This is a genomic window from Hoeflea phototrophica DFL-43 (assembly GCF_000154705.2).
Lineage (GTDB): Bacteria > Pseudomonadota > Alphaproteobacteria > Rhizobiales > Rhizobiaceae > Hoeflea > Hoeflea phototrophica.
This window is the reverse complement of sequence record NZ_CM002917.1, coordinates 393447-411637: the sequence shown is the minus strand read 5'-3', so window position 1 is coordinate 411637 and position 18191 is coordinate 393447. Positions and strand designations below refer to the sequence as shown.

The following is an 18191-nucleotide window of genomic DNA, read 5'->3' as shown; positions in this document are numbered from 1 at the left end:
CCGTTCCCCCTCAGCCGAAGCGCCTGAGGAAACGCACGATCCAACGCACGAACGGTTTGCGGGTCATCGGTGTATAATAGGTGATCGCGGCCCGTTTTCCAATCTCGGCCATTGTCGGATAGGGCGGCACATAGCCGCGAACATCCTTGAGCTTCATGCCATTGGCGATGGCCAGCGCCCACATGTTGATCATCTCACCAGCGCCGGCGCCGGCAATGGAGACGCCCAGAATCCGTGCCTTTCGATCGACCACCATCTTGATCAGGCCCGTGGTCTTGCGCTCGGACTGGGCGCGATCGTTCTCCGCATAGGGCCAGCGCAGCACGGAGATGCGGCCGCGATGGCGCTTGGCCGCTTCCTCCTCGGTCAGGCCCACATGGGCCAGTTCGGGATCGGTGTAGGTGGCCCAGGGGATGATGTCGCGGTTCTCCTTGGCCGGGGCGCGGAACAGGATCTGCTGCACCACCAGGCCCGCATGGTAGCCCGCGACATGGGTGAACTGCAGCCCTCCGGCCACATCGCCAATGGCATAGACGCGGCTGTTGGAGCTGCGCAGGTTGGCGCCGACCTTGATGCCGCGGCGATCGTGCTCGATCCCGGCCTTGTCCAGTCCAAGGCCCTCGACATTGGCGAGGCGGCCCGCGGCCACAAGCAGGTCGGAACCGTCGACATGGCCAGCTCCGCTTTCGCTCTCATAATGGACCCGGACACCGGTCTTGCCGCGCTTCTCGACCAGGGTCACCTTGGAACCTTCAAGGACCGCCACGCCTTCGGCCCGGATATTGTCGAGCACGATGGCGGCGAGTTCCGGATCATCCTTGCCCAGCGCCTTCAAACCCTCGATCACGGTGACCTCGGCCCCCAGACGCCGATGGGCCTGGGCCATTTCCATGCCGATCGGGCCGCCGCCGATCACAATGAGATGTTTTGGCGCGCGGGTGCGTTCGAACAGGGTCTCGTTGGTCAGATAGTCGACGGTATCAAGTCCGGGAATCGGCGGCACGAAAGCCGAGGACCCGGTGGCGATCACGAAACGGCGGGCGCGGATTTCGGTATCTCCGGCAACCACCGTGGACTTGTCGGTGAAATGCGCCGCGGACTCAATCACATTGACGCCCATGGCGCGAAACCGCTCGACGGAATCATTGGGGGCAATGGCGCCGATGACGGAATGGATGTGCTTGTGCACCTTGCGGAAATCGACCTTGGCCTCGCCGGCCAAGACCCCGAATTGCGGCGCCTCGGCGATGGCATGGGCGTGCTTGCCCGCCGCGATCATCGCCTTTGACGGCACGCAGCCATAGTTGAGGCAGTCGCCGCCCATCTTGCCCTTCTCGATGAGAACCACTTCGACACCGAAAGCAGCAGCGGCAGCGGCCACTGAAAGGCCGCCGGAGCCGCCGCCAATTACGCAAATGTCTGGTGTCAATCGGGTGGTCATGGGATGGTTCTTTCAAATCAAGGGAAAGCTCAATGAGATGCCGGGGCCTGTTTCGCTGCCCGCAAGCGGATTGATGCTGAACACGCAGTCCGTCTGTTACGCAGCCGGCGAGCGGCCCCGAACTTTGCGAACAATGGTGGGGATCGCAGCAACAATTGCAAGCCCGGCAAAGGCGAAGGTGATTTCGGGCGTCACCAGATCACTGATCGAAACTTCACGGCCTGCCGCGGCTGCCGAAACAATGACGCTGTCGAGACCCTGGCCGAGCCAGGCATAGGCGAAGGTCCCCGGCAGAATTCCGAGAAAGGTCGCCGCCACATAGGTGCGCAGCTTGATGTCGAAAAATGCCGGCGCAATGTTCATGATGAAAAACGGAAACACAGGTGCTAGACGCAGCACAAAAAGATATCCGAAGGCATCCTTGGCGAACCCCTCGGCAAGCTTGGCGGCAAACGGCCCTGCACGTTTTCGCAGGACATCACCGAATGCGGACTTGGCTGCCAGGAAGATTGCGGCGGCCCCGATGGTCGCAGCAATCGCAGTCAGTGCACCGCCAAGCAGCCACCCGAACAGGAAGCCTGCGAAGATCGTCAGGATGGACGCCGCCGGGAACGAGAAAGCCACGGCAAGTGCATAGGCGACAACGAAGCCGATGGCCGATCCTACCTGGTTCTCGGCAACATAGGCCTTGAGGGTCTCGCGCTGCTCGGCCAGGGCCTGGAGCGAAAGATAGTCCTGCAAACCGGCGGCATAGCCCGCGGCGAGACCGGCGGCGACCACTCCAAGCGGCAGGAATTTACGCCAGACCGGTTTGCCGGTGGCTTGCGCGACGTCTTCTTTGTTGGCCATGGCTGATTCCAATTGGCTTGACGGGGAATGGACAGTCATCGGCTTTCTCCGGTTTCAGATCGGCGACATGACGCGGCCGATGCTCCTGAAATCTGGCTAGAGACTCGCTCCAACAAAGGCCAATGACAATTCCTCCCCAATTCCCAAACTCGCGTGAGAAACACGCGCCCCTCATTCACACGGCTGTGAGCACCGCGTTGCAACACCTATACCGCGTTGATGCCCCAGTCATACTCATAGCCTGAAATTCGCGCATCTGCGATCAGCGCGGCCTTGTCGGGTGACGCGAGACTCATCCAATGGCTCTTGAGCTTGCCCTTGCCGCCGAAATCGCCTGCGTACCAGGAATAGATCTTGGAGGCGGTGATGCGGCCCTTGCTGACACTGACCCCGCGCGGATGATTGACGTAATCGACCCCGGTTTGCCTGAGCAATTGATTGATATTGGCGCCGGTGTAGGCGCTGGTGGCCAGGTTGGGGCAGGAATAGGAGGCGCAGTTCAGTCCGTAATGGGACATCGGATCATTGAACAGCGCCCGGACAATCTCGTGCTCGACATCATCAAGCGACAACTCGGTTGCATTGACGCTCATCAGCTTGGCTTTCCAGGGGCCGGAGCCGAACAGGAACGACCCACCCAGATTGATCTTCTTGATAGAGGTCACCGGATAGGCCTCGGCGACCACTTCGAGGGTCTTGGCATTGTAGAGATTGATCCAGTAGGCGTGCGCTTCATCGCGCGACAAAGACACCGGATTGACGGCCTGGAGTGCGGCCAGGTATGCCCTGAGCGCACTCAGCTGTGATTTGACGCCGCGATAGTCGACCCGGTTGTAGCCCTCGGCATCGGGCTTCACGAAAGCTTTCAGCAGAGCATCATAGGCCGAGTGATCAACACGGCCCTGCCCCGCAGGCCTGAAGCCGGTCAGCGCCGCGGTGGCGGGCAACGGCCCGAGAACAGGAGCGGCGGCTAGGCTTGCCAAGCCAACAATGATGGAACGGCGGTCAAAATCCATGGCGATGGGCGTCCTTTCATCCGGCGAGGGTCAGGTCGCTTAAGATCCGACCCGTCTATGCGAACACCTTGCGCAGCCACGCGGCTGTGACAAGTCAGACAGCTTGCGTGTCACCGGCTTGTGAACGGAAGTGACCGCGCAACCATGTTCGACGCCGTCGCCGTTCACACCTGGCGATGCATTGACTTTCGGGCTCGATTGCGACTATACCCGCCCGTCCGTGGAAGCTTTCCGGTTTCCGGGAGCATTTAATTGCGGACGGATTATCCAAACGCCTACGTACCAAGAAGGGCCGCACACCGCGGTGTTAAAATAAATGCCAAAGCGTACTTACCAACCCTCCAAGCTTGTTCGCAAGCGGCGTCACGGCTTCCGTGCACGCATGGCAACCAAGGGCGGCCGCAAGGTCATCCAGGCTCGCCGCGCCCGTGGGCGCAATCGTCTGTCGGCCTGATCGCTGACGACTGGCCCGCGAAGGAAGATGATCGCGTGGCGCAAGACGACCCCACCACCAAGAAACCCGGGCGGCTCAAAAACCGGCCGGATTTCCTCGCTGTCCAAAAGGGCACTCGGCTGCGCGGTCCCTTCTTTCTGCTTGAAACCCTGGACCGCGGCCTCGCCGACAAAGCACCCCGGATCGGTTACACCGTAACCAAGAAGCAGGGCAATGCGGTCGAGAGAAACCGCATGCGCCGCAGGCTGCGTGAAGCGGTGCGACATCTGGCAGGGGTTCCATTCAGGCCCGGACATGACTATGTGGTGGTCGCGCGGCGAGACACGCTGAAGGCACCCTTCGACCGGCTGGTTCAAGCCCTGAGCGAACGGGTCCAGGACAGCGTCACCTCACCGCGGCCCAGACACAAGCGCTCAGCTTCTAAGCCGCGCGCCAAGGACAACACCAGAACGCCAGGCGCGTAAGCCGGCCACCAGGAATGAGTGATGGAAACCAACCGTAATTATTTCGTCGCAATTCTCTTGTCGGTGCTTGTTCTTATTGGCTGGCAATATCTCTATGTTTCCCCGAAGATCGAGCGCGAGCGCGAAGCTGCGCAGGCTCTTCAGGCCGAGCAGGCGGCCACCCAGCCGGGCGCAACCGGCGCTGGTACGACGACCCCGGGCGCCGTCAGCGGCTCCGCACCCGGTGGTGAGACGGCAATGCCCGGCGTGGTCGCGCCCGAAACCGGCCTGTCGCGCGAGGATGCGCTTGCCCAGTCGGAACGGATTGCCATCGATACGCCGGCACTGAGCGGTTCGATCAACCTGACCGGTGCGCGGATCGACGACCTGCTTTTGAGCGAATACCGCGAGACGATTGATCCCGAGAGCCCCAATATCCGGCTGTTCAGCCCGGCGCAGCAGGCAGACGGCTATTTCGCGGAAGTCGGCTTCATTGCTGACGCGGACTCAGGCCCTGCGCCCGGACCAGACACGGTCTGGAGTGCGGCGCCCGGACAGACGCTGACGCAAGGCTCACCTGTAACCCTGACCTACGACAATGGGGCGGGCCTGCTGTTTACCCGCAAGATCTCTGTTGACGATCATTTCCTGTTTCAGTTCGAAGATACGATCTCCAATTCGTCGAGCCAGACTGCGTCTGTCGCCGGCTATGGCCGGGTGACACGGTTCTTCCGCCCCCAGACAGCTGGTATCTATGTGCTGCATGAAGGCCTGATCGGCGTGATCGGCGAAGAGGGCTTGCAGGAAATCGACTACTCCGATGTCGAGGAAACCCCGATCTTGGCTCAGCCCAAAGCCACTGCCGGCTGGATGGGCATTACCGACAAGTACTGGGCTGCAGCCCTTGTGCCGCCGCAGGGTGCGGGCTTCGACACGCGGTTTGCACATTTCACCGATGGCCGCGCACGCTATCAGGCCGACTTCCGCACCGACGCCCAGGCAATTGCCGCAGGCGGCAGCGTGACCTCGACCACACTGGTGTTTGCCGGCGCCAAGGAAGTGCCGATCATCGAGGGTTATGAAAGCCAGTTCAACATCCTGAATTTCGACCTGATGATCGACTGGGGCTGGTTCTACTTCATCACCAAGCCGATGTTCTGGATGATCGACTTTCTGTTCAAGTTGCTGGGCAATTTCGGTCTCGCCATTCTGGCAACGACCGTCATCGTCAAGCTCATCTTCTTCCCGCTTGCCAACAAGTCCTACGTCTCCATGGCGAACATGAAGAAGGTGCAGCCCAAGCTTGAAGAGCTCAAGGCCAAGCATGGCGACGACCGCATGGCGCTGCAGCAGGGCATGATGGAGCTCTACAAGAAAGAGAAGATCAACCCGGTGGCAGGCTGCTGGCCGGTGCTGTTGCAGATCCCGGTGTTCTTCGCGCTCTACAAGGTGCTCTATGTCACCATCGAGATGCGGCACGCGCCGTTCTTCGGCTGGATCCAGGACCTGTCTGCGCCGGATCCGACCTCGCTGTTCAACCTGTTTGGCCTGCTGCCATATGATGTCCCGGGCTTCCTGCTGATCGGCGTCTGGCCGTTGATCATGGGCATCACCATGTTCCTGCAGATGCGGATGAACCCGACACCGCCGGATCCGACACAGGCGATGATTTTCACCTGGATGCCGGTGGTGTTCACCTTCATGCTGGCGACCTTCCCTGCCGGTCTGGTGATCTACTGGGCCTGGAACAACACATTGTCGATCCTGCAGCAGGGCTTCATCATGAAGCGCCAGGGCGCAAAGATCGAGCTGTGGGACAATCTCATGGCTCTGTTCAAGCCCAAAGACAAGCAGACCTAACCTGTGTCGCGCTCGATTGGATGCGCGGCGCCTTAGAAAAGGAAGGTGGCCGGAACGATGACCACACTGTCAGCAGATCCGGCCATGCAGGCGGCACGAGAGCTTTCGGCCACGCTTTTCGCAAAGCCTTGGGTTTTCATCCGCGGCGTGCCGTCACTGAAATTCCTGCCGCCGGAAGGCCCACCGGAAATCGCATTCGCGGGCCGCTCGAATGTTGGCAAATCCTCGCTGATCAACGCGCTTGTGGGCGCGAAGGGTCTGGCGAGAACCTCCAACACGCCGGGCCGAACCCAGGAGCTGAACTACTTCGTCCCGGGCGGCTACTCCGGAGCCGAAGATGACCTGCCACCCATGGCTCTGGTCGACATGCCGGGCTATGGCTATGCCAAGGCCCCCAAGGAGCAGGTCGATCTCTGGACCAAGCTTGTATTCGACTACATGCGCGGACGCTCAACCCTGAAACGGGTCTATCTGCTGATCGATTCCCGCCACGGCATCAAGAAGAACGACGAGGAGGTCATGGACCTGCTCGACAAGGCAGCGATGTCTTATCAGGTGGTCTTGACCAAGACCGACAAGATCAAGGAAGCGGGCGTGCCCCGGCTGATCGGCGAGACACTGAACAAGCTCAAGCGGCGGCCTGCGGCCTATCCGGAGGTGCTTGCCACCTCGTCGGAAAAAGCCAACGGCGTTGACGATCTCAGGATCGCCATCGCCCTGGCAATCACCGTTTAGAGCCGAGCGCGCGATCAGCTGCTCTGATCAGCCGCCGGATTGAAGCTCAGCGCAAAACCGTTGATGCAATGGCGCTTGCCGGTCGGTGGCGGGCCATCGTCAAAGATATGGCCGAAATGCCCACCGCAGCGCCGGCAGTGCACTTCCGTGTAGACACCGAACAGGGTCCGGTCGGGTTTGGTGCGTACGGCATCTGCTTCCGCTTCCCAGAAACTCGGCCAGCCGGTGCCGCTGTCATACTTCGTCTGAGATGAATAGACCGGCAGATCGCAGCCCGCGCAATGGTACATGCCCTTGCGCTTTTCATTGTTGAGCGCGCTGGTGAAGGGCCGCTCGGTGTCTTCTTCCCGCAGAATTCCATACTGCTTCGGCGTCAGTCTGGCGCGCCATTGCTCCTCGCTCAATGTGAATTCGAACTCGGATGCATTGGCGGGCAGCAGCCCGCGACCAAACACCGACAGTGCCAGTCCAGTAGCGCTGGTGGCCAGCAAGGCACGACGGCCCAGTGCCTTTGTCATCTTCATGAGCTTTCTCCTCGTCATGACTGGAAGCTAATGCAGCAAGCCTGAAAAGGCCAAGCACAAGACTTCACTTGGGCGTGACGAGCCGGTGAACCGGATCAATCGTCGCGAAAATAGCTCTTTGGTTTCAGTCCAGATTGAAGAAAGCCGTCTTTGCCGCTAAACAGCGCTCGGGATTAAACAACACAGGCGAGCAGCCCTTCAGCATCGGACCCGATGCCGGGCGCTGGTGCCGCAACGGGACGACGCGCCAATGTCAGACACCACCAGCGAAAATGCTGCCACTCAAGCTCGCCTGCTCGCCGAGGCGCTGCCCTTCATGCAGCGCTATGAGAACAAAACAGTGGTGGTCAAATATGGCGGCCATGCCATGGGTGATGCCGGTCTGGGCAAGGCGTTCGCGCAGGATATAGCGCTGTTGAAGCAGTCGGGAGTCAATCCGATCGTGGTGCATGGCGGCGGCCCGCAGATCGCGGCGATGCTTGCCAAGATGGGGATCGAGTCAAAATTCGAAGGCGGATTGCGGGTCACCGACGAGAAGACCGTCGCAATCGTAGAGATGGTGCTGGCGGGTTCGATCAACAAGGAAATCGTCGCGCTGATCAATGCCGAGGGCGAATGGGCGATCGGACTGTGTGGCAAGGACGGCAACATGGTCTATGCCGAGAAAGCCCACAAGACCATGACCGACCCCGATTCCAACATCGAGCGCGTGCTTGATCTGGGCTTTGTCGGCGAACCGGTGGAAGTCGACCGCACCCTGCTCGACCTTCTAGCCAAGTCAGAGATGATCCCGGTGCTGGCTCCGGTCGCGCCTGGCCGCGACGGACACACCTACAATATCAATGCAGACACCTTTGCCGGCGCCATCGCGGGAGCGGTGGAGGCTTCACGACTGCTGTTCCTCACCGATGTGCCGGGCGTTCTCGACAAGCAGGGCAAGCTGATTGACGAGCTGACCGTCTCCGAGGCCCGGGCGCTGATCGCCGACGGCACGATCTCGGGCGGCATGATCCCCAAGGTGGAGACCTGTATCGAGGCTATCGAGAGGGGCGTGAAGGGCGTGGTCATTCTCAATGGCAAGACGCCACATGCGGTGCTGCTCGAGCTGTTCACCGCACATGGCGCGGGAACGCTGCTGGTCCCTTAATGCATGTCTTAAGCTCTTGAATTCAGTTGATAGACAACGAACACGCATTTTTTGACAGCCTGCGAATCCAATCCAATGGTCGGCTCTCAAGACGAGAAAGCAAAAAAACGTCTGCCAGCTTACCGTTTTGGGTGCGTCGCCAGCTTCCGGTCAGGCATGAGGGGCTTCAGGGGCAGCTCGTTACCCGCGGATTGCATTCATTCGCCCCGGGAAGAGTCCCGGAGAGGTTCGGAGTCAGGCCGGCGGCGCCTATCCCTTGGCCAAATCGCCTGGTTTGCGCATTGAGGGCATCGCGGGATTGCGGGTCGAGAATGGCAATCGGAGCCGTGATAGCAGCACCCGCAACTGAGCCAATGGCGTTTGAAAGGGTCATCGTTGATGCGCCCAGTTCCGTGCCAAGGCTAACTTCCGTGTTGGTGACTTCCTGGCCATCGATGAGACGCTGACCCAAGAGCCTCACCACTTCCGGACTTTCCGCAAACTTGGAATGGTTGAGCCCGTCACTGACCTTCAGTGCAGACAGATCGAAAACCGTAATCCCAGCGCTCTCGAGGCCGTCACGGTAGACCGGATTGCTGATATCGATCTGGCCAAGTCTGTCAATGTTGCCGGAAATCCTGCGGGACAAGGTCAAGGCCCGGTCGTCCTTGGACACGAACACCGTGAATTTGGGCCGCTTTGGACCCATGTCGACGATTTGCTGTTTGAAGACGTCAACATCAAGATCAGGTGAAGCCAGGATGACATCGGAGATTTTTGGAGGAATTGCACCATGGCGGATGGCCATCTGCCGCAGCGCTTCCACTGTCAGCCAGGTGCCCATGGAGTGAGCCAGAATGGTGATTTCCTTGATCTCGGGGACAGCCACCGCACCAGTCAGCAAGGCTTCAAGCGCAGACCGGGAATAGTTTGTGCTCTCCTTGTCGTACCCATAGTCGAACACGGAGCCGCGGGAAGGCCAGGTGAACATAACTGGTGTGGCATCGGTTTGGCTGTCATGAGCGATCTGGGCATAGCGGTAAACCGCATCTTCATAGCGTGTGTTGAAGCCGTGGACAAACAACAGCACGCGCCCGTTGGCAGACTTGTTGCGCTGGTACCAGGCCTTCACCTCGTCGACGGTATGAAACTGATTGGCTGAAATCGTGGCAAAATCCCGCGACGGGTCTGGTGGCATCTTCTTGGGCCACTGCACCTCGCCGATCTTGCGGTTCCGGTCCGGCGGGATGGACACGACAAGCTCATTGAAATCGATCTGAGTACCGCGCTCACCGCTATAGAGCAGGCCCGGATTGTCCGATGGTGCGCGTGTTGTGGCGACCAGGATCGAGAGTTCGGTAGCATCGGGATCTGTCTGAGCGATGGGGACCAGCACACCTTGAAGCGGACCGGCGCAACCGGCCATAAACAACAACAGTGAAGCTGCTGCAGCTCGTTTGAGGGGATTGCCCCATCGCTTTTGTGCCTCGGTCGAATTTTGCATCGGCACAGATAATCCCGGGGCTTCAGAGGTCAAGATGGCGGTTTCCACGCTGTTCCGCTTCGGCATGACAGATCACACCAGCAACAGCACGAGTATGCCTGCTACAATGAGGATACAGCCAGAAATTTCAAGTCTGTTGACGTGTTCGCGGAAAATCAGCACTGAGGAGGCGAAGGTGAAGATCATCTCGATCTGGGCCAGAGCCTTGACCGCGGCGGCGGTTTGCAGGGTCATCGCCATGAACCAGCCGAAGGAGGCACTGGCCCCAACCAGGCCAACCAGCGCCGAAATTTTCCATGCGGCACGGATGCGCCCGAGCTCATCCGGTTCCCGCAACCGCATGAAGATCAGCATCACGCAGGTCTGCAGGAAAATCGCGGCAAGCAAGGTGACTGCCGCCTGCATCATGAAATTGGGGCCACCGAGCGACAATGATGCGGCGCGGTAACTGACCGCCGCAAGGCCGAAGGCCGCACCAGAGACCAGTCCAAGGGCGGCGGTGCGCGAAAACACCGAACGGATCAGCGCCGCAGCATTAGTTGCTGAGCGCGCCACCGATATCAAAACCACGCCGACAAGGCTGATCGCAATCGCAAGCACTGTCGCGGAGCTGAGACGGTCTCCCAGAAAGATCAGTCCGAAAACGGCGGCCTGCGCCGGCTCGGTGCGCGAATAGGCAGTGCCAACGGTGAAATTGCGGTGGCCAAACATCTGGATCAGCAGCGCCTGACCGGCGATCTGGGCGAGCCCGCCCAACGTGACCCAGATAAGGAAGGCAGGCGTAGGTGCCGGCAGCCGGTCGCCCATCACCACGACAAGCAGGACAACAAACCCCAGCGCAAAGGGCAGACCGAAGCCAAAGCGCACGAAGGTGGCACCGGTGGTGCCCATCACGCCCTTGAGATGCTTCTGAAGAACCGAGCGTATGTTCTGAAGGAACGCCGCCGTAATGGTGATAAGGACCCAGGTTTCCATGTCGAACCGCATTTGCAGCGCGTTGCCCGCACACCAACCCGGCTCGATCATGCCCGTGCGAGGAACATTGGTCCGCAAGACCACGGCATTCTGCCGGGAAGCTGGGGTCAGTCCGGCAAGCGCCTGTGAACCGAGCACCATCCATAGGCGCTTTGGCCGGTGTTTGACAATGCAATGAGGGTGTTAAACGAACAGACTGGCCTTTGGGGCAGGCTCATCCCGGCTTCAGGCAAACCCTTGAAGCGGTCTCGCGATGGGGGCATCTGCCGGCGCGGGAGTCTCGCATTCGACCTCACCTGCCAATTGCTCGGACTCCACCGTTTGCTGAGCCTGCTGAAGCTCCAGATGAATCGCGAAGAGCTGACGCCGGGCTTCGGCAAGATCAGCATCGGCCCGGTGCAGCTTGTCGACCTGGTCCAGAATGAAAAGCGTTACTGGAACTGTCAGCACAAGAGCGCAGATCGAGGCGGCCACCAAGGGCCTGAGTGTGAGTCCGCCCTCAAGCCACAGCAAGAAAGCGGCGGTTGACAACAGCGACACGGATACCGCTGCAGCGGCGACCTTGGCCACCTTGCCTATCCTTGATGCCTGAGCGCCGTCCAACGACATGGCCTTCTTCCCTTGAACGAGCCAAACGACTTGACCCCTGATGAGAGAAGCCTAGGTCACAAGCCTTGCCATCCGGTTTAGCTTCAACACCAATTTTGTGTTAATCCGTCACCCAACAATTCAGCCCCCCGACAGCAACCCACTCCGCACCGTTCAATCAGGATCCTGCATGACCCTTCCCGCCGCTGCCGACTTCGCCCATGTGACCGAATGGGTGTTTGATCTCGACAACACCCTCTACCCGCGTCACACCGACTTGTTCTCGCAGATCGACAAGAAGATGACGCAGTTCGTGCGCGAGCTTCTGGATCTCGAACATGACGCAGCGCGCGCCCTGCAGAAGAAGTATTACCGCGAGCACGGCACCACATTGCAGGGGCTGATGCTGCATCACGGCATCGACCCCAACGACTTTCTCGAGAAAGTGCATGATATCGACTACTCCTGGGTCAAGCCGGATCCGGAACTGGGCAACGCGATCCGGGCACTGCCGGGCCGCAAATTCATCTTCACCAATGGCGACACTCCACATGCCGAACGCACAGCGGCGGCTCTGGGGATTCTCGACCATTTCGACGAAATCTTCGACATCGTTGCCGCGGACCTGAAGCCCAAACCGGCGCCTGAAACCTATGACCGGTTTCTCGCCCGGCACGGCGTGCACAGCGACCGGGCGGCCATGTTCGAGGATCTGCCGCGCAATCTCGTCGCCCCGCATCAACTGGGTATGCGCACGGTGCTGATCGTGCCGAGAAACATCGATGTGGTGCTTGACGAGGTCTGGGAACACGAGGGCAAGGACGGCGCTCATATCCATCACATCACCGACGATCTGACCGCTTTCTTGAAGGCTGCGACGGCCTGACGGGCGCCGGATCAGCCACGGCGGTTCGCCAACCTTTCCAAGATTTAATCTACATTACAGGGCTTTAAGTGGCGGTCACGGGTGGCAACACGCACATTGGGGCGGCAAACAGATATCCCCAATCAAGGACCTCCCAGATGAAAAAGACCCTACTCACCACACTCGCCGCCATCATGGCTGCTTCCGTCGCCGTTCCGGCAATCGCCGCGCAGCAGAGCAAGGGGCACCATGGTGGCCCGCGGATCGAGCGCATCATCGAGCGCTTTGATGCGAACGGCAATGGCGCGATCGAACGCGAGGAAATCTCGGCACATCGCACAGCCATGTTCAACAGTGTCGATGCCGATCAGTCCGGAACGCTCAGTGAGGACGAACTGGCCGCACTGGCTGAAGTCCGCCGCGCCGAACGCGACCAGGCGCGCGAAGAGATGCGTGCCGAGCGCAAGAAGGAACGCGAAGAGCGCCGCGCCGAACGGCACGGCAAACGTGGCGAAGGCAAGATGGGCCGGGAGCATGCGGGCCGTGGTGACGGTAAACGCGGCGAAGGCCGGGGCATGGGACGCCATGGCGGACCAAGCATCGAGCGGCTTGATGCAGACAACAATGGCGAAGTCAGCGCTGAAGAGTTTGCAGCAGTGGAAACAAGGATGTTCGAACGGTTCGACCGCAATGGCGACGACAAAATCGATGTGACTGATTTCTATCGCAACAAGGCCGGCAAGAACTAAGCCTCGAGGCTGATTGGCAAATCATCTCAATCAAAATGGCCGATCCGGATTCTCAAATCCGGGCCGGCTTTTTCATTCGATCAGATCTTTGCGTCTACAACCCGTAATGACGCTCTATGATCGCCCAGGCCTCATCTGCCGTGTCGACAAACCTCAGAAGGTCCAGGTCCTCGGGTGCGATCGTTCCGAAATCCGCGAGCGCCTGAAAATCGACAATCGAATTCCAGAACTCCGACCCGAACAGAATCAGCGGCACGTGCTCCATGCGTTTGGTCTGGATCAGGGTGAGCGATTCGAACAGCTCATCAAGCGTGCCAAAGCCGCCCGGGAAAATCGTGATGGCCTTGGCCCGCATCAGGAAATGCATCTTGCGGATGGCAAAATAGTGGAAGTTCAGGCTCAACTCAGGTGTCACATAGGCGTTGGGCGCCTGTTCGTGCGGCAGCACCACATTGAGCCCGATGGATTTGGCGCCGACATCGTGGGCACCGCGATTGCCTGCTTCCATCACGCCCGGACCGCCACCGGTAACGACAACGAACTCCCGCGCCTCCTTGGACTGCGAATGGGTTGAGCACAGCCGCGCAAAGCTCCGGGCTTCCTCATAATACTTCGCCGCGGCGGTAAGGTTCTTTGCCTGGGTCTCGTTCTTGGCAGCCCAGGGCGCCTTGCCCGGCTCGGGGATCCGCGCACCGCCAAACATGACGACGGTCGAGCGGATGCCCGCTTCAGTCAGTATCATTTCAGGTTTGAGCAGCTCCAGCTGCAACCGCACGGGCCTGAGTTCGTCGCGGCACAGAAAATCATCATCTGCATAGGCCAGACGGTAGGACGGCGAGGTGGATTGCGGTGTTTTGGGTTGCCGCTCGGCCCGTCGACGGTCTTCGCGGCTGTCTGAAAGCGGGTCCCAGATCTGGTCGGTTCGGTCAGCATTCATCTCAAAGTCCCCATTTCGTCGCTCCCAACAGCACCGGAATTGACCCCGCGGCCCGGCTCGCTTAGGAGAAGTGCATTGGCGCAGGCGGTCTGGCTCCCTGCGCTTTGTTTAGCCCACACTAGACGTCGAACCTTAAGGAATCGCCACGATGAAGCATGATATGGCAGCGCTTGCCTCCACCATCGAAACTGCCTTTGACAACAGGGACTCGGTCTCTGTTTCGACACGCGGCGAGGTCCGCGAGGCCGTTGACGAAGCGCTCAATCTGCTTGATCGCGGCGAGGCGCGGGTGGCTGTGCGCGGCGATGACGGCACGTGGACAGTCAATCAATGGCTCAAGAAAGCGGTGCTTCTGTCGTTCCGGCTCAACCCGATGGAAATCATCAAGGGCGGTCCCGGCGACGCGGTCTGGTGGGACAAGGTGCCATCCAAGTTCGAGGGCTGGAGCGCCAATGAATTTGAACGCTCAGGCTTCCGTGCGGTGCCAGGCTCAATCGTCCGGCGCGGCTCGTTCATCGGCAAGAACGTTGTTCTGATGCCCTCATTCGTCAATCTCGGCGCCTATGTCGATGAGGGCTCGATGGTTGACGGCTGGGCCACGGTCGGCTCCTGCGCGCAGATTGGCAAGAATGTGCATCTGTCGGGCGGCGTCGGCATCGGCGGCGTGCTGGAGCCGTTGCAGGCCGGCCCCACGATCATTGAGGACAATTGCTTCATCGGCGCGCGCTCCGAAGTGGTCGAAGGCTGCATTGTGCGCGAAGGCTCGGTGCTGGGGATGGGCGTCTACATCGGCAAGTCAACCCGCATCGTCAACCGCATGACCGGCGAGATCGGCTATGGCGAGGTTCCGCCCTATTCGGTGGTAGTGGCAGGTTCCATGCCGTCATCTGGCACCATGGGCAACGGCGCGACCGCGCCAAACCTCTATTGTGCGGTCATCGTCAAAACAGTCGACGCTCAAACCCGCTCGAAGACCGGCATCAACGAACTGCTTCGGGACTGAGCACGAATGGCTCTGCGCCCCGTACCCGGAATGCGCTGGCTGCTGTTCAGCGTGTCGGGGCGGCTATCGCGCCGAACCTACGCCTGGGCCTTGCTGTTTTGGACGCTCAGCCTCAGCATAACGGTGTCAGCTGCAGCCAACGCGCCTGATGACAGCACATCGCTGGCTCTGGCGGGCCTCGGATTCATTCTGGTCTGCGTAACCGGAGCCTGGTCGATCGCCGTCATGTCGATCAAGCGGCTGCATGATGCCGGTTTGCCGGGGATGCTGGTTATCGGACTGGTGATCCCGGCCGCGTCTTTCCTTGTTCTCCTTGTCATCATGTTCTGGCGCTCTGACAAGGGCCCGAACCGCCACGGCCCTGGATCGGATCAACCCGGATATTGAGCTGTTGGCTCCAGACGCATTGGAACAGTCGACAGCCATGGGGCAATCGTCTAATCACGGTGCATGAAACTTACCGATCCAACCCAGACCTTGACCGCCCTGATCCGTTGTCCCTCGGTGACCCCCGAGGAAGGCGGCGCGCTGACAGAGCTTGCCGGAATGCTCAGCGAATTGGGCTTTGCCAATGACCGGGTGACCTTCTCCGATGAAGGCACGCCGGATGTCGAGAACCTCTACTCAAGGCTCGGCTCCGAGGGTCCGCATCTGATGTTTGCCGGACATACTGATGTGGTTCCGGTGGGCGATGCTGAGGCCTGGACACAAGGACCGTTTTCCGCCGACATCGTTGACGGTGAGATGTATGGCCGCGGCGCAGTCGACATGAAGGGCGGCATTGCCTGCTTCGTCTCCGCACTGGCGCGGCTGATTGAACGAAAAGGCCCGCTCAAGGGCTCGGTTTCGCTGCTGATCACAGGCGATGAGGAAGGCCCATCGATCAATGGCACCGAAAAGCTGCTGGTCCATGCCGCAGGCAAGGGCGAGCGCTGGGATGCAGCGGTGGTTGGTGAGCCGACAAACCCCGATCAGCTTGGCGACATGATCAAGATCGGCCGCCGCGGTTCGCTGTCGGGCACACTGACGGTTGAAGGCGTTCAAGGCCATGTGGCCTATCCGCACCTGGCGGACAATCCGCTTCCCGGCATGATGGCACTGGCTTCGGCGCTGATCGATCCGCCGCTGGATGCCGGCAATGAGCGATTCCCGCCGTCCAATCTGGAAATCACCTCGATCGACACCGGCAACACAGCCACCAATGTGATCCCGGCGCGCTGCACGGCGAAATTCAACATCCGTTTCAACGATCAATGGACTGCGGAAAGCCTCAAGGCGGAACTGCGTGCGCGGATCGAACAGGCATCTGGGGGAGGAAGTTCACGGACCGGGCAGGAGAAGGTGCGCTACACGGTCAAGTTCGCCGACCGGCCGTCATCCTCATTCCTGACCCATGACGCGCCTTTGATCGAGGCGCTGTCCAATGCGGTCACCGAAGCGACCGGACGCACACCCGCGCTGTCGACCACCGGCGGCACCTCGGATGCGCGGTTCATCAAGGACTATTGCCCCGTGGTGGAGTTCGGTCTGGTGGGCAAGACCATGCATATGGTCGACGAACGGGTTGCGGTGTCGGATCTCGAAGCCCTGACGGGCATCTATGAGCTGTTTCTGGAGCGCTGGTTCGACCGCGCGGGAGCGCACTGAGCGTGGCGGCGGGGCTGATTCCCTCTCGCGCAGAAGCCGGGCGATCCATCGCCGGACTGTTTTACCTGAGCCTCAAACGCCCCGAAGGACTCAAGCTGTTCGATGTCTCTTCCGATGGTTTCTGGCGCTCGTTCGGCGCCTTTGCCTGGGCCTGGCCTGTGCAATGTTTCCTGTGGACCGGAATGTGGCGCGCTTCCCCTGACACGAGGCCGGAAAGCGCCGGTGACTATCTGGGTTTCTTCCTTACCTCGACCGCCTTTGATGTGGCTGCCTGGGTGCTGCCAGCGATCATGCTGCTGGCGGTCACGCAGTTGTTCGGCATGGCCGACAAGTTCACGCGGCTGGTGGTGGTCAACAACTGGTTCGGGCTTTTTTCGGCCTATATCGGCTTCTTCCCCGCCGCCCTTCGCTATCTTGCACCGGTGCCCGACGGGCTAAGCGCGATCATCTCGCTCGCGGTCTATGTGATTGTTATCGGGCTCTATTACCGGGTCACCCGGATCGCTGTCGGAGGCGAAACGATGATCGCCGTCTTCATCACCGCGCTGATGGTGGTATCCGGATTGACCATCTCCGAGTTCGCGTTCACGGCGCTGAGCGGCGAATAGCAAAAGCGCCGCCCATCCTCTTGAATGTGCGGCGCCTCAAAAACGGCAATCATATCTGTGCGTGTCGTTCAAATGAACCATTTGAGCACGCCGGTCTATCGGATCGGGTCCCGCGCCCAGCGCGCGGTCCTTGCAGCCGAGCTGATCAGGCCGCTTCGTCTTCCGTATCGGCAAACAGCGTGTCGAGATCGAGGTAGCAGATCATCTGCTTGTCGACCGGGATGATCGCCTTGGTCAGCGCCCGTTCGGCGGCCGGGAGAACATCCGGAGCCGGCTGCAATTCGGATTCGTTGACGGTGATCATGTCCGACACATTTTCAACCAGCAGCCCGACGAGCTTGCCGGCAATATTGGTGACGATGATGGCCGAACGTTCGGTTGGCTCGATCGGCTTTAGTCCGAGCCGGATCGCCATGTCGATGACCGGGATAACCGAACCGCGAAGGTTGATCACGCCCAGCACGTGCGGTGGAGTGTGCGGCAGGGTTGTCGACGGGGCCCAGCCACGGATTTCGCGGACAGCCATGATGTTGACGCAGAACACCTGTTCGCCAAGGTGAAACGAGATGATTTCCAGATAACCGGACTGTGCTGCATTGTTGGTGTTTTCTTGCATCAAAATTTCTCCCAGTTGTCCTGAGACCCTGTGTTTGTTTCTGCAATCGCGACATCAAGTGTTCGGGCGACCGGTTTGACCATGTTGCTGGCGGCTGACGCGTAGACCAACCTGCCATACAGGACTGGTGCGGAGCTTTTGAGCTTGTCACGCATCAAAGCTCTCCGGCACGTGCGTCATCGGGTCCTTTAATCCCCCCGTCGCGCTCGAACCCACTGACATAATCGTCAGCAGAATTGCCGAGAGCGGCG

Annotated in this window: 21 protein-coding genes; 11 read left to right on the top strand and 10 right to left on the bottom strand. The window is 60.1% G+C overall.

What is annotated here, in order from left to right; all coding sequences use genetic code 11:
* Nucleotides 1–10: 10 nt before the first annotated feature.
* The 3 genes from HPDFL43_RS01970 to HPDFL43_RS01960 form a co-directional block, all read right to left on the bottom strand.
* A complete protein-coding gene (locus HPDFL43_RS01970; RefSeq protein ID WP_007199884.1) occupies nucleotides 11–1441 on the bottom strand; it encodes a dihydrolipoyl dehydrogenase family protein in 1431 nt (476 codons plus the stop codon).
* 96 nt (nucleotides 1442–1537) lie between these two features.
* Complete coding sequence (locus HPDFL43_RS01965) at nucleotides 1538–2290, bottom strand: TVP38/TMEM64 family protein (RefSeq protein WP_007199883.1); 753 nt, start codon at nucleotides 2288–2290, stop codon at nucleotides 1538–1540.
* Nucleotides 2291–2496: 206 nt separating this feature from the next.
* Nucleotides 2497–3306 (bottom strand): DUF547 domain-containing protein, encoded by an 810-nt coding sequence (locus HPDFL43_RS01960; RefSeq protein ID WP_007199881.1) that lies wholly within the window; start codon nucleotides 3304–3306, stop codon nucleotides 2497–2499.
* Between the two features lie 316 nt (nucleotides 3307–3622).
* Between HPDFL43_RS01960 and rpmH the strand changes: the two genes are divergently transcribed.
* The 4 genes from rpmH to yihA all read left to right on the top strand — a co-directional run bounded on the left by rpmH (nucleotide 3623) and on the right by yihA (nucleotide 6798).
* Nucleotides 3623–3760 carry a 50S ribosomal protein L34 gene (gene rpmH, locus HPDFL43_RS21565; RefSeq protein WP_007199880.1) on the top strand — a complete coding sequence of 46 codons (138 nt, stop codon included), beginning with the start codon at nucleotides 3623–3625 and terminating at the stop codon, nucleotides 3758–3760.
* Nucleotides 3761–3795: 35 nt separating this feature from the next.
* Complete coding sequence (gene rnpA / locus HPDFL43_RS01955; RefSeq protein WP_007199879.1) at nucleotides 3796–4224, top strand: ribonuclease P protein component; 429 nt, start codon at nucleotides 3796–3798, stop codon at nucleotides 4222–4224.
* A 21-nt stretch (nucleotides 4225–4245) separates the two neighbouring features.
* Nucleotides 4246–6063, top strand: a complete 1818-nt coding sequence (gene yidC, locus HPDFL43_RS01950; RefSeq protein ID WP_007199878.1) for a membrane protein insertase YidC — start codon at nucleotides 4246–4248, stop codon at nucleotides 6061–6063.
* Nucleotides 6064–6147: 84 nt separating this feature from the next.
* The gene (gene yihA / locus HPDFL43_RS01945; protein WP_040449517.1) at nucleotides 6148–6798 is read left to right on the top strand and encodes a ribosome biogenesis GTP-binding protein YihA/YsxC; all 651 of its coding nucleotides are present in this window, start codon (nucleotides 6148–6150) and stop codon (nucleotides 6796–6798) included.
* Between the two features lie 14 nt (nucleotides 6799–6812).
* On the opposite strand, the gene msrB is transcribed toward yihA, so the two are convergent.
* Nucleotides 6813–7322: a peptide-methionine (R)-S-oxide reductase MsrB gene (msrB, locus tag HPDFL43_RS01940; protein ID WP_007199876.1), complete on the bottom strand. Its 510-nt coding sequence runs from the start codon at nucleotides 7320–7322 to the stop codon at nucleotides 6813–6815.
* 250 nt (nucleotides 7323–7572) lie between these two features.
* Here msrB and argB point away from each other — a divergent pair, with 250 nt between their 5' ends.
* A complete protein-coding gene (gene argB / locus HPDFL43_RS01935; RefSeq protein WP_007199875.1) occupies nucleotides 7573–8469 on the top strand; it encodes an acetylglutamate kinase in 897 nt (298 codons plus the stop codon).
* A 166-nt stretch (nucleotides 8470–8635) separates the two neighbouring features.
* On the opposite strand, the gene HPDFL43_RS01930 is transcribed toward argB, so the two are convergent.
* The 3 genes from HPDFL43_RS01930 to HPDFL43_RS01920 form a co-directional block, all read right to left on the bottom strand.
* Nucleotides 8636–9952 (bottom strand): alpha/beta hydrolase, encoded by a 1317-nt coding sequence (locus tag HPDFL43_RS01930; protein ID WP_156970158.1) that lies wholly within the window; start codon nucleotides 9950–9952, stop codon nucleotides 8636–8638.
* Between the two features lie 72 nt (nucleotides 9953–10024).
* Nucleotides 10025–10927 (bottom strand): DMT family transporter, encoded by a 903-nt coding sequence (locus HPDFL43_RS01925; RefSeq protein WP_040449514.1) that lies wholly within the window; start codon nucleotides 10925–10927, stop codon nucleotides 10025–10027.
* Nucleotides 10928–11152: 225 nt separating this feature from the next.
* Complete coding sequence (locus tag HPDFL43_RS01920) at nucleotides 11153–11536, bottom strand: hypothetical protein (protein ID WP_007199872.1); 384 nt, start codon at nucleotides 11534–11536, stop codon at nucleotides 11153–11155.
* A gap of 169 nt (nucleotides 11537–11705) precedes the next feature.
* On the opposite strand from HPDFL43_RS01920, the gene HPDFL43_RS01915 reads away from it, so the two are divergent.
* A complete protein-coding gene (locus HPDFL43_RS01915) occupies nucleotides 11706–12401 on the top strand; it encodes a pyrimidine 5'-nucleotidase (protein WP_007199871.1) in 696 nt (231 codons plus the stop codon).
* 137 nt (nucleotides 12402–12538) lie between these two features.
* Nucleotides 12539–13129, top strand: coding sequence for an EF-hand domain-containing protein (locus tag HPDFL43_RS01910; protein ID WP_007199870.1), 591 nt, complete (start codon nucleotides 12539–12541; stop codon nucleotides 13127–13129).
* A 94-nt stretch (nucleotides 13130–13223) separates the two neighbouring features.
* On the opposite strand, the gene HPDFL43_RS01905 is transcribed toward HPDFL43_RS01910, so the two are convergent.
* Nucleotides 13224–14066, bottom strand: coding sequence for an LOG family protein (locus HPDFL43_RS01905; RefSeq protein WP_007199869.1), 843 nt, complete (start codon nucleotides 14064–14066; stop codon nucleotides 13224–13226).
* 148 nt (nucleotides 14067–14214) lie between these two features.
* Here HPDFL43_RS01905 and dapD point away from each other — a divergent pair, with 148 nt between their 5' ends.
* The 4 genes from dapD (at nucleotide 14215) to HPDFL43_RS01885 (ending at nucleotide 17324) form a co-directional block, all read left to right on the top strand.
* Nucleotides 14215–15069 carry a 2,3,4,5-tetrahydropyridine-2,6-dicarboxylate N-succinyltransferase gene (dapD, locus tag HPDFL43_RS01900; protein WP_040448911.1) on the top strand — a complete coding sequence of 285 codons (855 nt, stop codon included), beginning with the start codon at nucleotides 14215–14217 and terminating at the stop codon, nucleotides 15067–15069.
* A gap of 6 nt (nucleotides 15070–15075) precedes the next feature.
* Nucleotides 15076–15456 (top strand): DUF805 domain-containing protein, encoded by a 381-nt coding sequence (locus HPDFL43_RS01895; protein WP_084594551.1) that lies wholly within the window; start codon nucleotides 15076–15078, stop codon nucleotides 15454–15456.
* A gap of 63 nt (nucleotides 15457–15519) precedes the next feature.
* Nucleotides 15520–16716: a succinyl-diaminopimelate desuccinylase gene (dapE, locus tag HPDFL43_RS01890; protein ID WP_007199866.1), complete on the top strand. Its 1197-nt coding sequence runs from the start codon at nucleotides 15520–15522 to the stop codon at nucleotides 16714–16716.
* 2 nt (nucleotides 16717–16718) lie between these two features.
* Nucleotides 16719–17324: a hypothetical protein gene (locus HPDFL43_RS01885; protein ID WP_007199865.1), complete on the top strand. Its 606-nt coding sequence runs from the start codon at nucleotides 16719–16721 to the stop codon at nucleotides 17322–17324.
* Nucleotides 17325–17469: 145 nt separating this feature from the next.
* On the opposite strand, the gene HPDFL43_RS01880 is transcribed toward HPDFL43_RS01885, so the two are convergent.
* Together HPDFL43_RS01880 and HPDFL43_RS21845 are read right to left on the bottom strand one after the other, a co-directional pair.
* Complete coding sequence (locus HPDFL43_RS01880) at nucleotides 17470–17940, bottom strand: chemotaxis protein CheW (RefSeq protein ID WP_007199864.1); 471 nt, start codon at nucleotides 17938–17940, stop codon at nucleotides 17470–17472.
* A complete protein-coding gene (locus tag HPDFL43_RS21845) occupies nucleotides 17940–18095 on the bottom strand; it encodes a hypothetical protein (RefSeq protein ID WP_007199863.1) in 156 nt (51 codons plus the stop codon). The genes HPDFL43_RS01880 and HPDFL43_RS21845 overlap by 1 nt, the downstream gene beginning before the upstream one ends.
* Nucleotides 18096–18191 lie beyond the last annotated feature (96 nt).

What these genes read in the sequence shown, in the direction of transcription:
- HPDFL43_RS01970 (WP_007199884.1), bottom strand. Translation starts at nt 1,441, where the DNA reads ATGACCACCCGATTGACACCAGACATTTGCGTAATTGGCGGCGGCTCC.
- HPDFL43_RS01965 (WP_007199883.1), bottom strand. Translation starts at nt 2,290, where the DNA reads ATGGCCAACAAAGAAGACGTCGCGCAAGCCACCGGCAAACCGGTCTGG.
- HPDFL43_RS01960 (WP_007199881.1), bottom strand. Translation starts at nt 3,306, where the DNA reads ATGGATTTTGACCGCCGTTCCATCATTGTTGGCTTGGCAAGCCTAGCC.
- rpmH (WP_007199880.1), top strand. Translation starts at nt 3,623, where the DNA reads ATGCCAAAGCGTACTTACCAACCCTCCAAGCTTGTTCGCAAGCGGCGT.
- yidC (WP_007199878.1), top strand. Translation starts at nt 4,246, where the DNA reads ATGGAAACCAACCGTAATTATTTCGTCGCAATTCTCTTGTCGGTGCTT.
- yihA (WP_040449517.1), top strand. Translation starts at nt 6,148, where the DNA reads ATGCAGGCGGCACGAGAGCTTTCGGCCACGCTTTTCGCAAAGCCTTGG.
- msrB (WP_007199876.1), bottom strand. Translation starts at nt 7,322, where the DNA reads ATGAAGATGACAAAGGCACTGGGCCGTCGTGCCTTGCTGGCCACCAGC.
- argB (WP_007199875.1), top strand. Translation starts at nt 7,573, where the DNA reads ATGTCAGACACCACCAGCGAAAATGCTGCCACTCAAGCTCGCCTGCTC.
- HPDFL43_RS01930 (WP_156970158.1), bottom strand. Translation starts at nt 9,952, where the DNA reads ATGCAAAATTCGACCGAGGCACAAAAGCGATGGGGCAATCCCCTCAAA.
- HPDFL43_RS01925 (WP_040449514.1), bottom strand. Translation starts at nt 10,927, where the DNA reads ATGGAAACCTGGGTCCTTATCACCATTACGGCGGCGTTCCTTCAGAAC.
- HPDFL43_RS01920 (WP_007199872.1), bottom strand. Translation starts at nt 11,536, where the DNA reads ATGTCGTTGGACGGCGCTCAGGCATCAAGGATAGGCAAGGTGGCCAAG.
- HPDFL43_RS01915 (WP_007199871.1), top strand. Translation starts at nt 11,706, where the DNA reads ATGACCCTTCCCGCCGCTGCCGACTTCGCCCATGTGACCGAATGGGTG.
- HPDFL43_RS01910 (WP_007199870.1), top strand. Translation starts at nt 12,539, where the DNA reads ATGAAAAAGACCCTACTCACCACACTCGCCGCCATCATGGCTGCTTCC.
- HPDFL43_RS01905 (WP_007199869.1), bottom strand. Translation starts at nt 14,066, where the DNA reads ATGAATGCTGACCGAACCGACCAGATCTGGGACCCGCTTTCAGACAGC.
- dapD (WP_040448911.1), top strand. Translation starts at nt 14,215, where the DNA reads ATGAAGCATGATATGGCAGCGCTTGCCTCCACCATCGAAACTGCCTTT.
- HPDFL43_RS01895 (WP_084594551.1), top strand. Translation starts at nt 15,076, where the DNA reads ATGGCTCTGCGCCCCGTACCCGGAATGCGCTGGCTGCTGTTCAGCGTG.
- dapE (WP_007199866.1), top strand. Translation starts at nt 15,520, where the DNA reads ATGAAACTTACCGATCCAACCCAGACCTTGACCGCCCTGATCCGTTGT.
- HPDFL43_RS01880 (WP_007199864.1), bottom strand. Translation starts at nt 17,940, where the DNA reads ATGCAAGAAAACACCAACAATGCAGCACAGTCCGGTTATCTGGAAATC.
- HPDFL43_RS21845 (WP_007199863.1), bottom strand. Translation starts at nt 18,095, where the DNA reads ATGCGTGACAAGCTCAAAAGCTCCGCACCAGTCCTGTATGGCAGGTTG.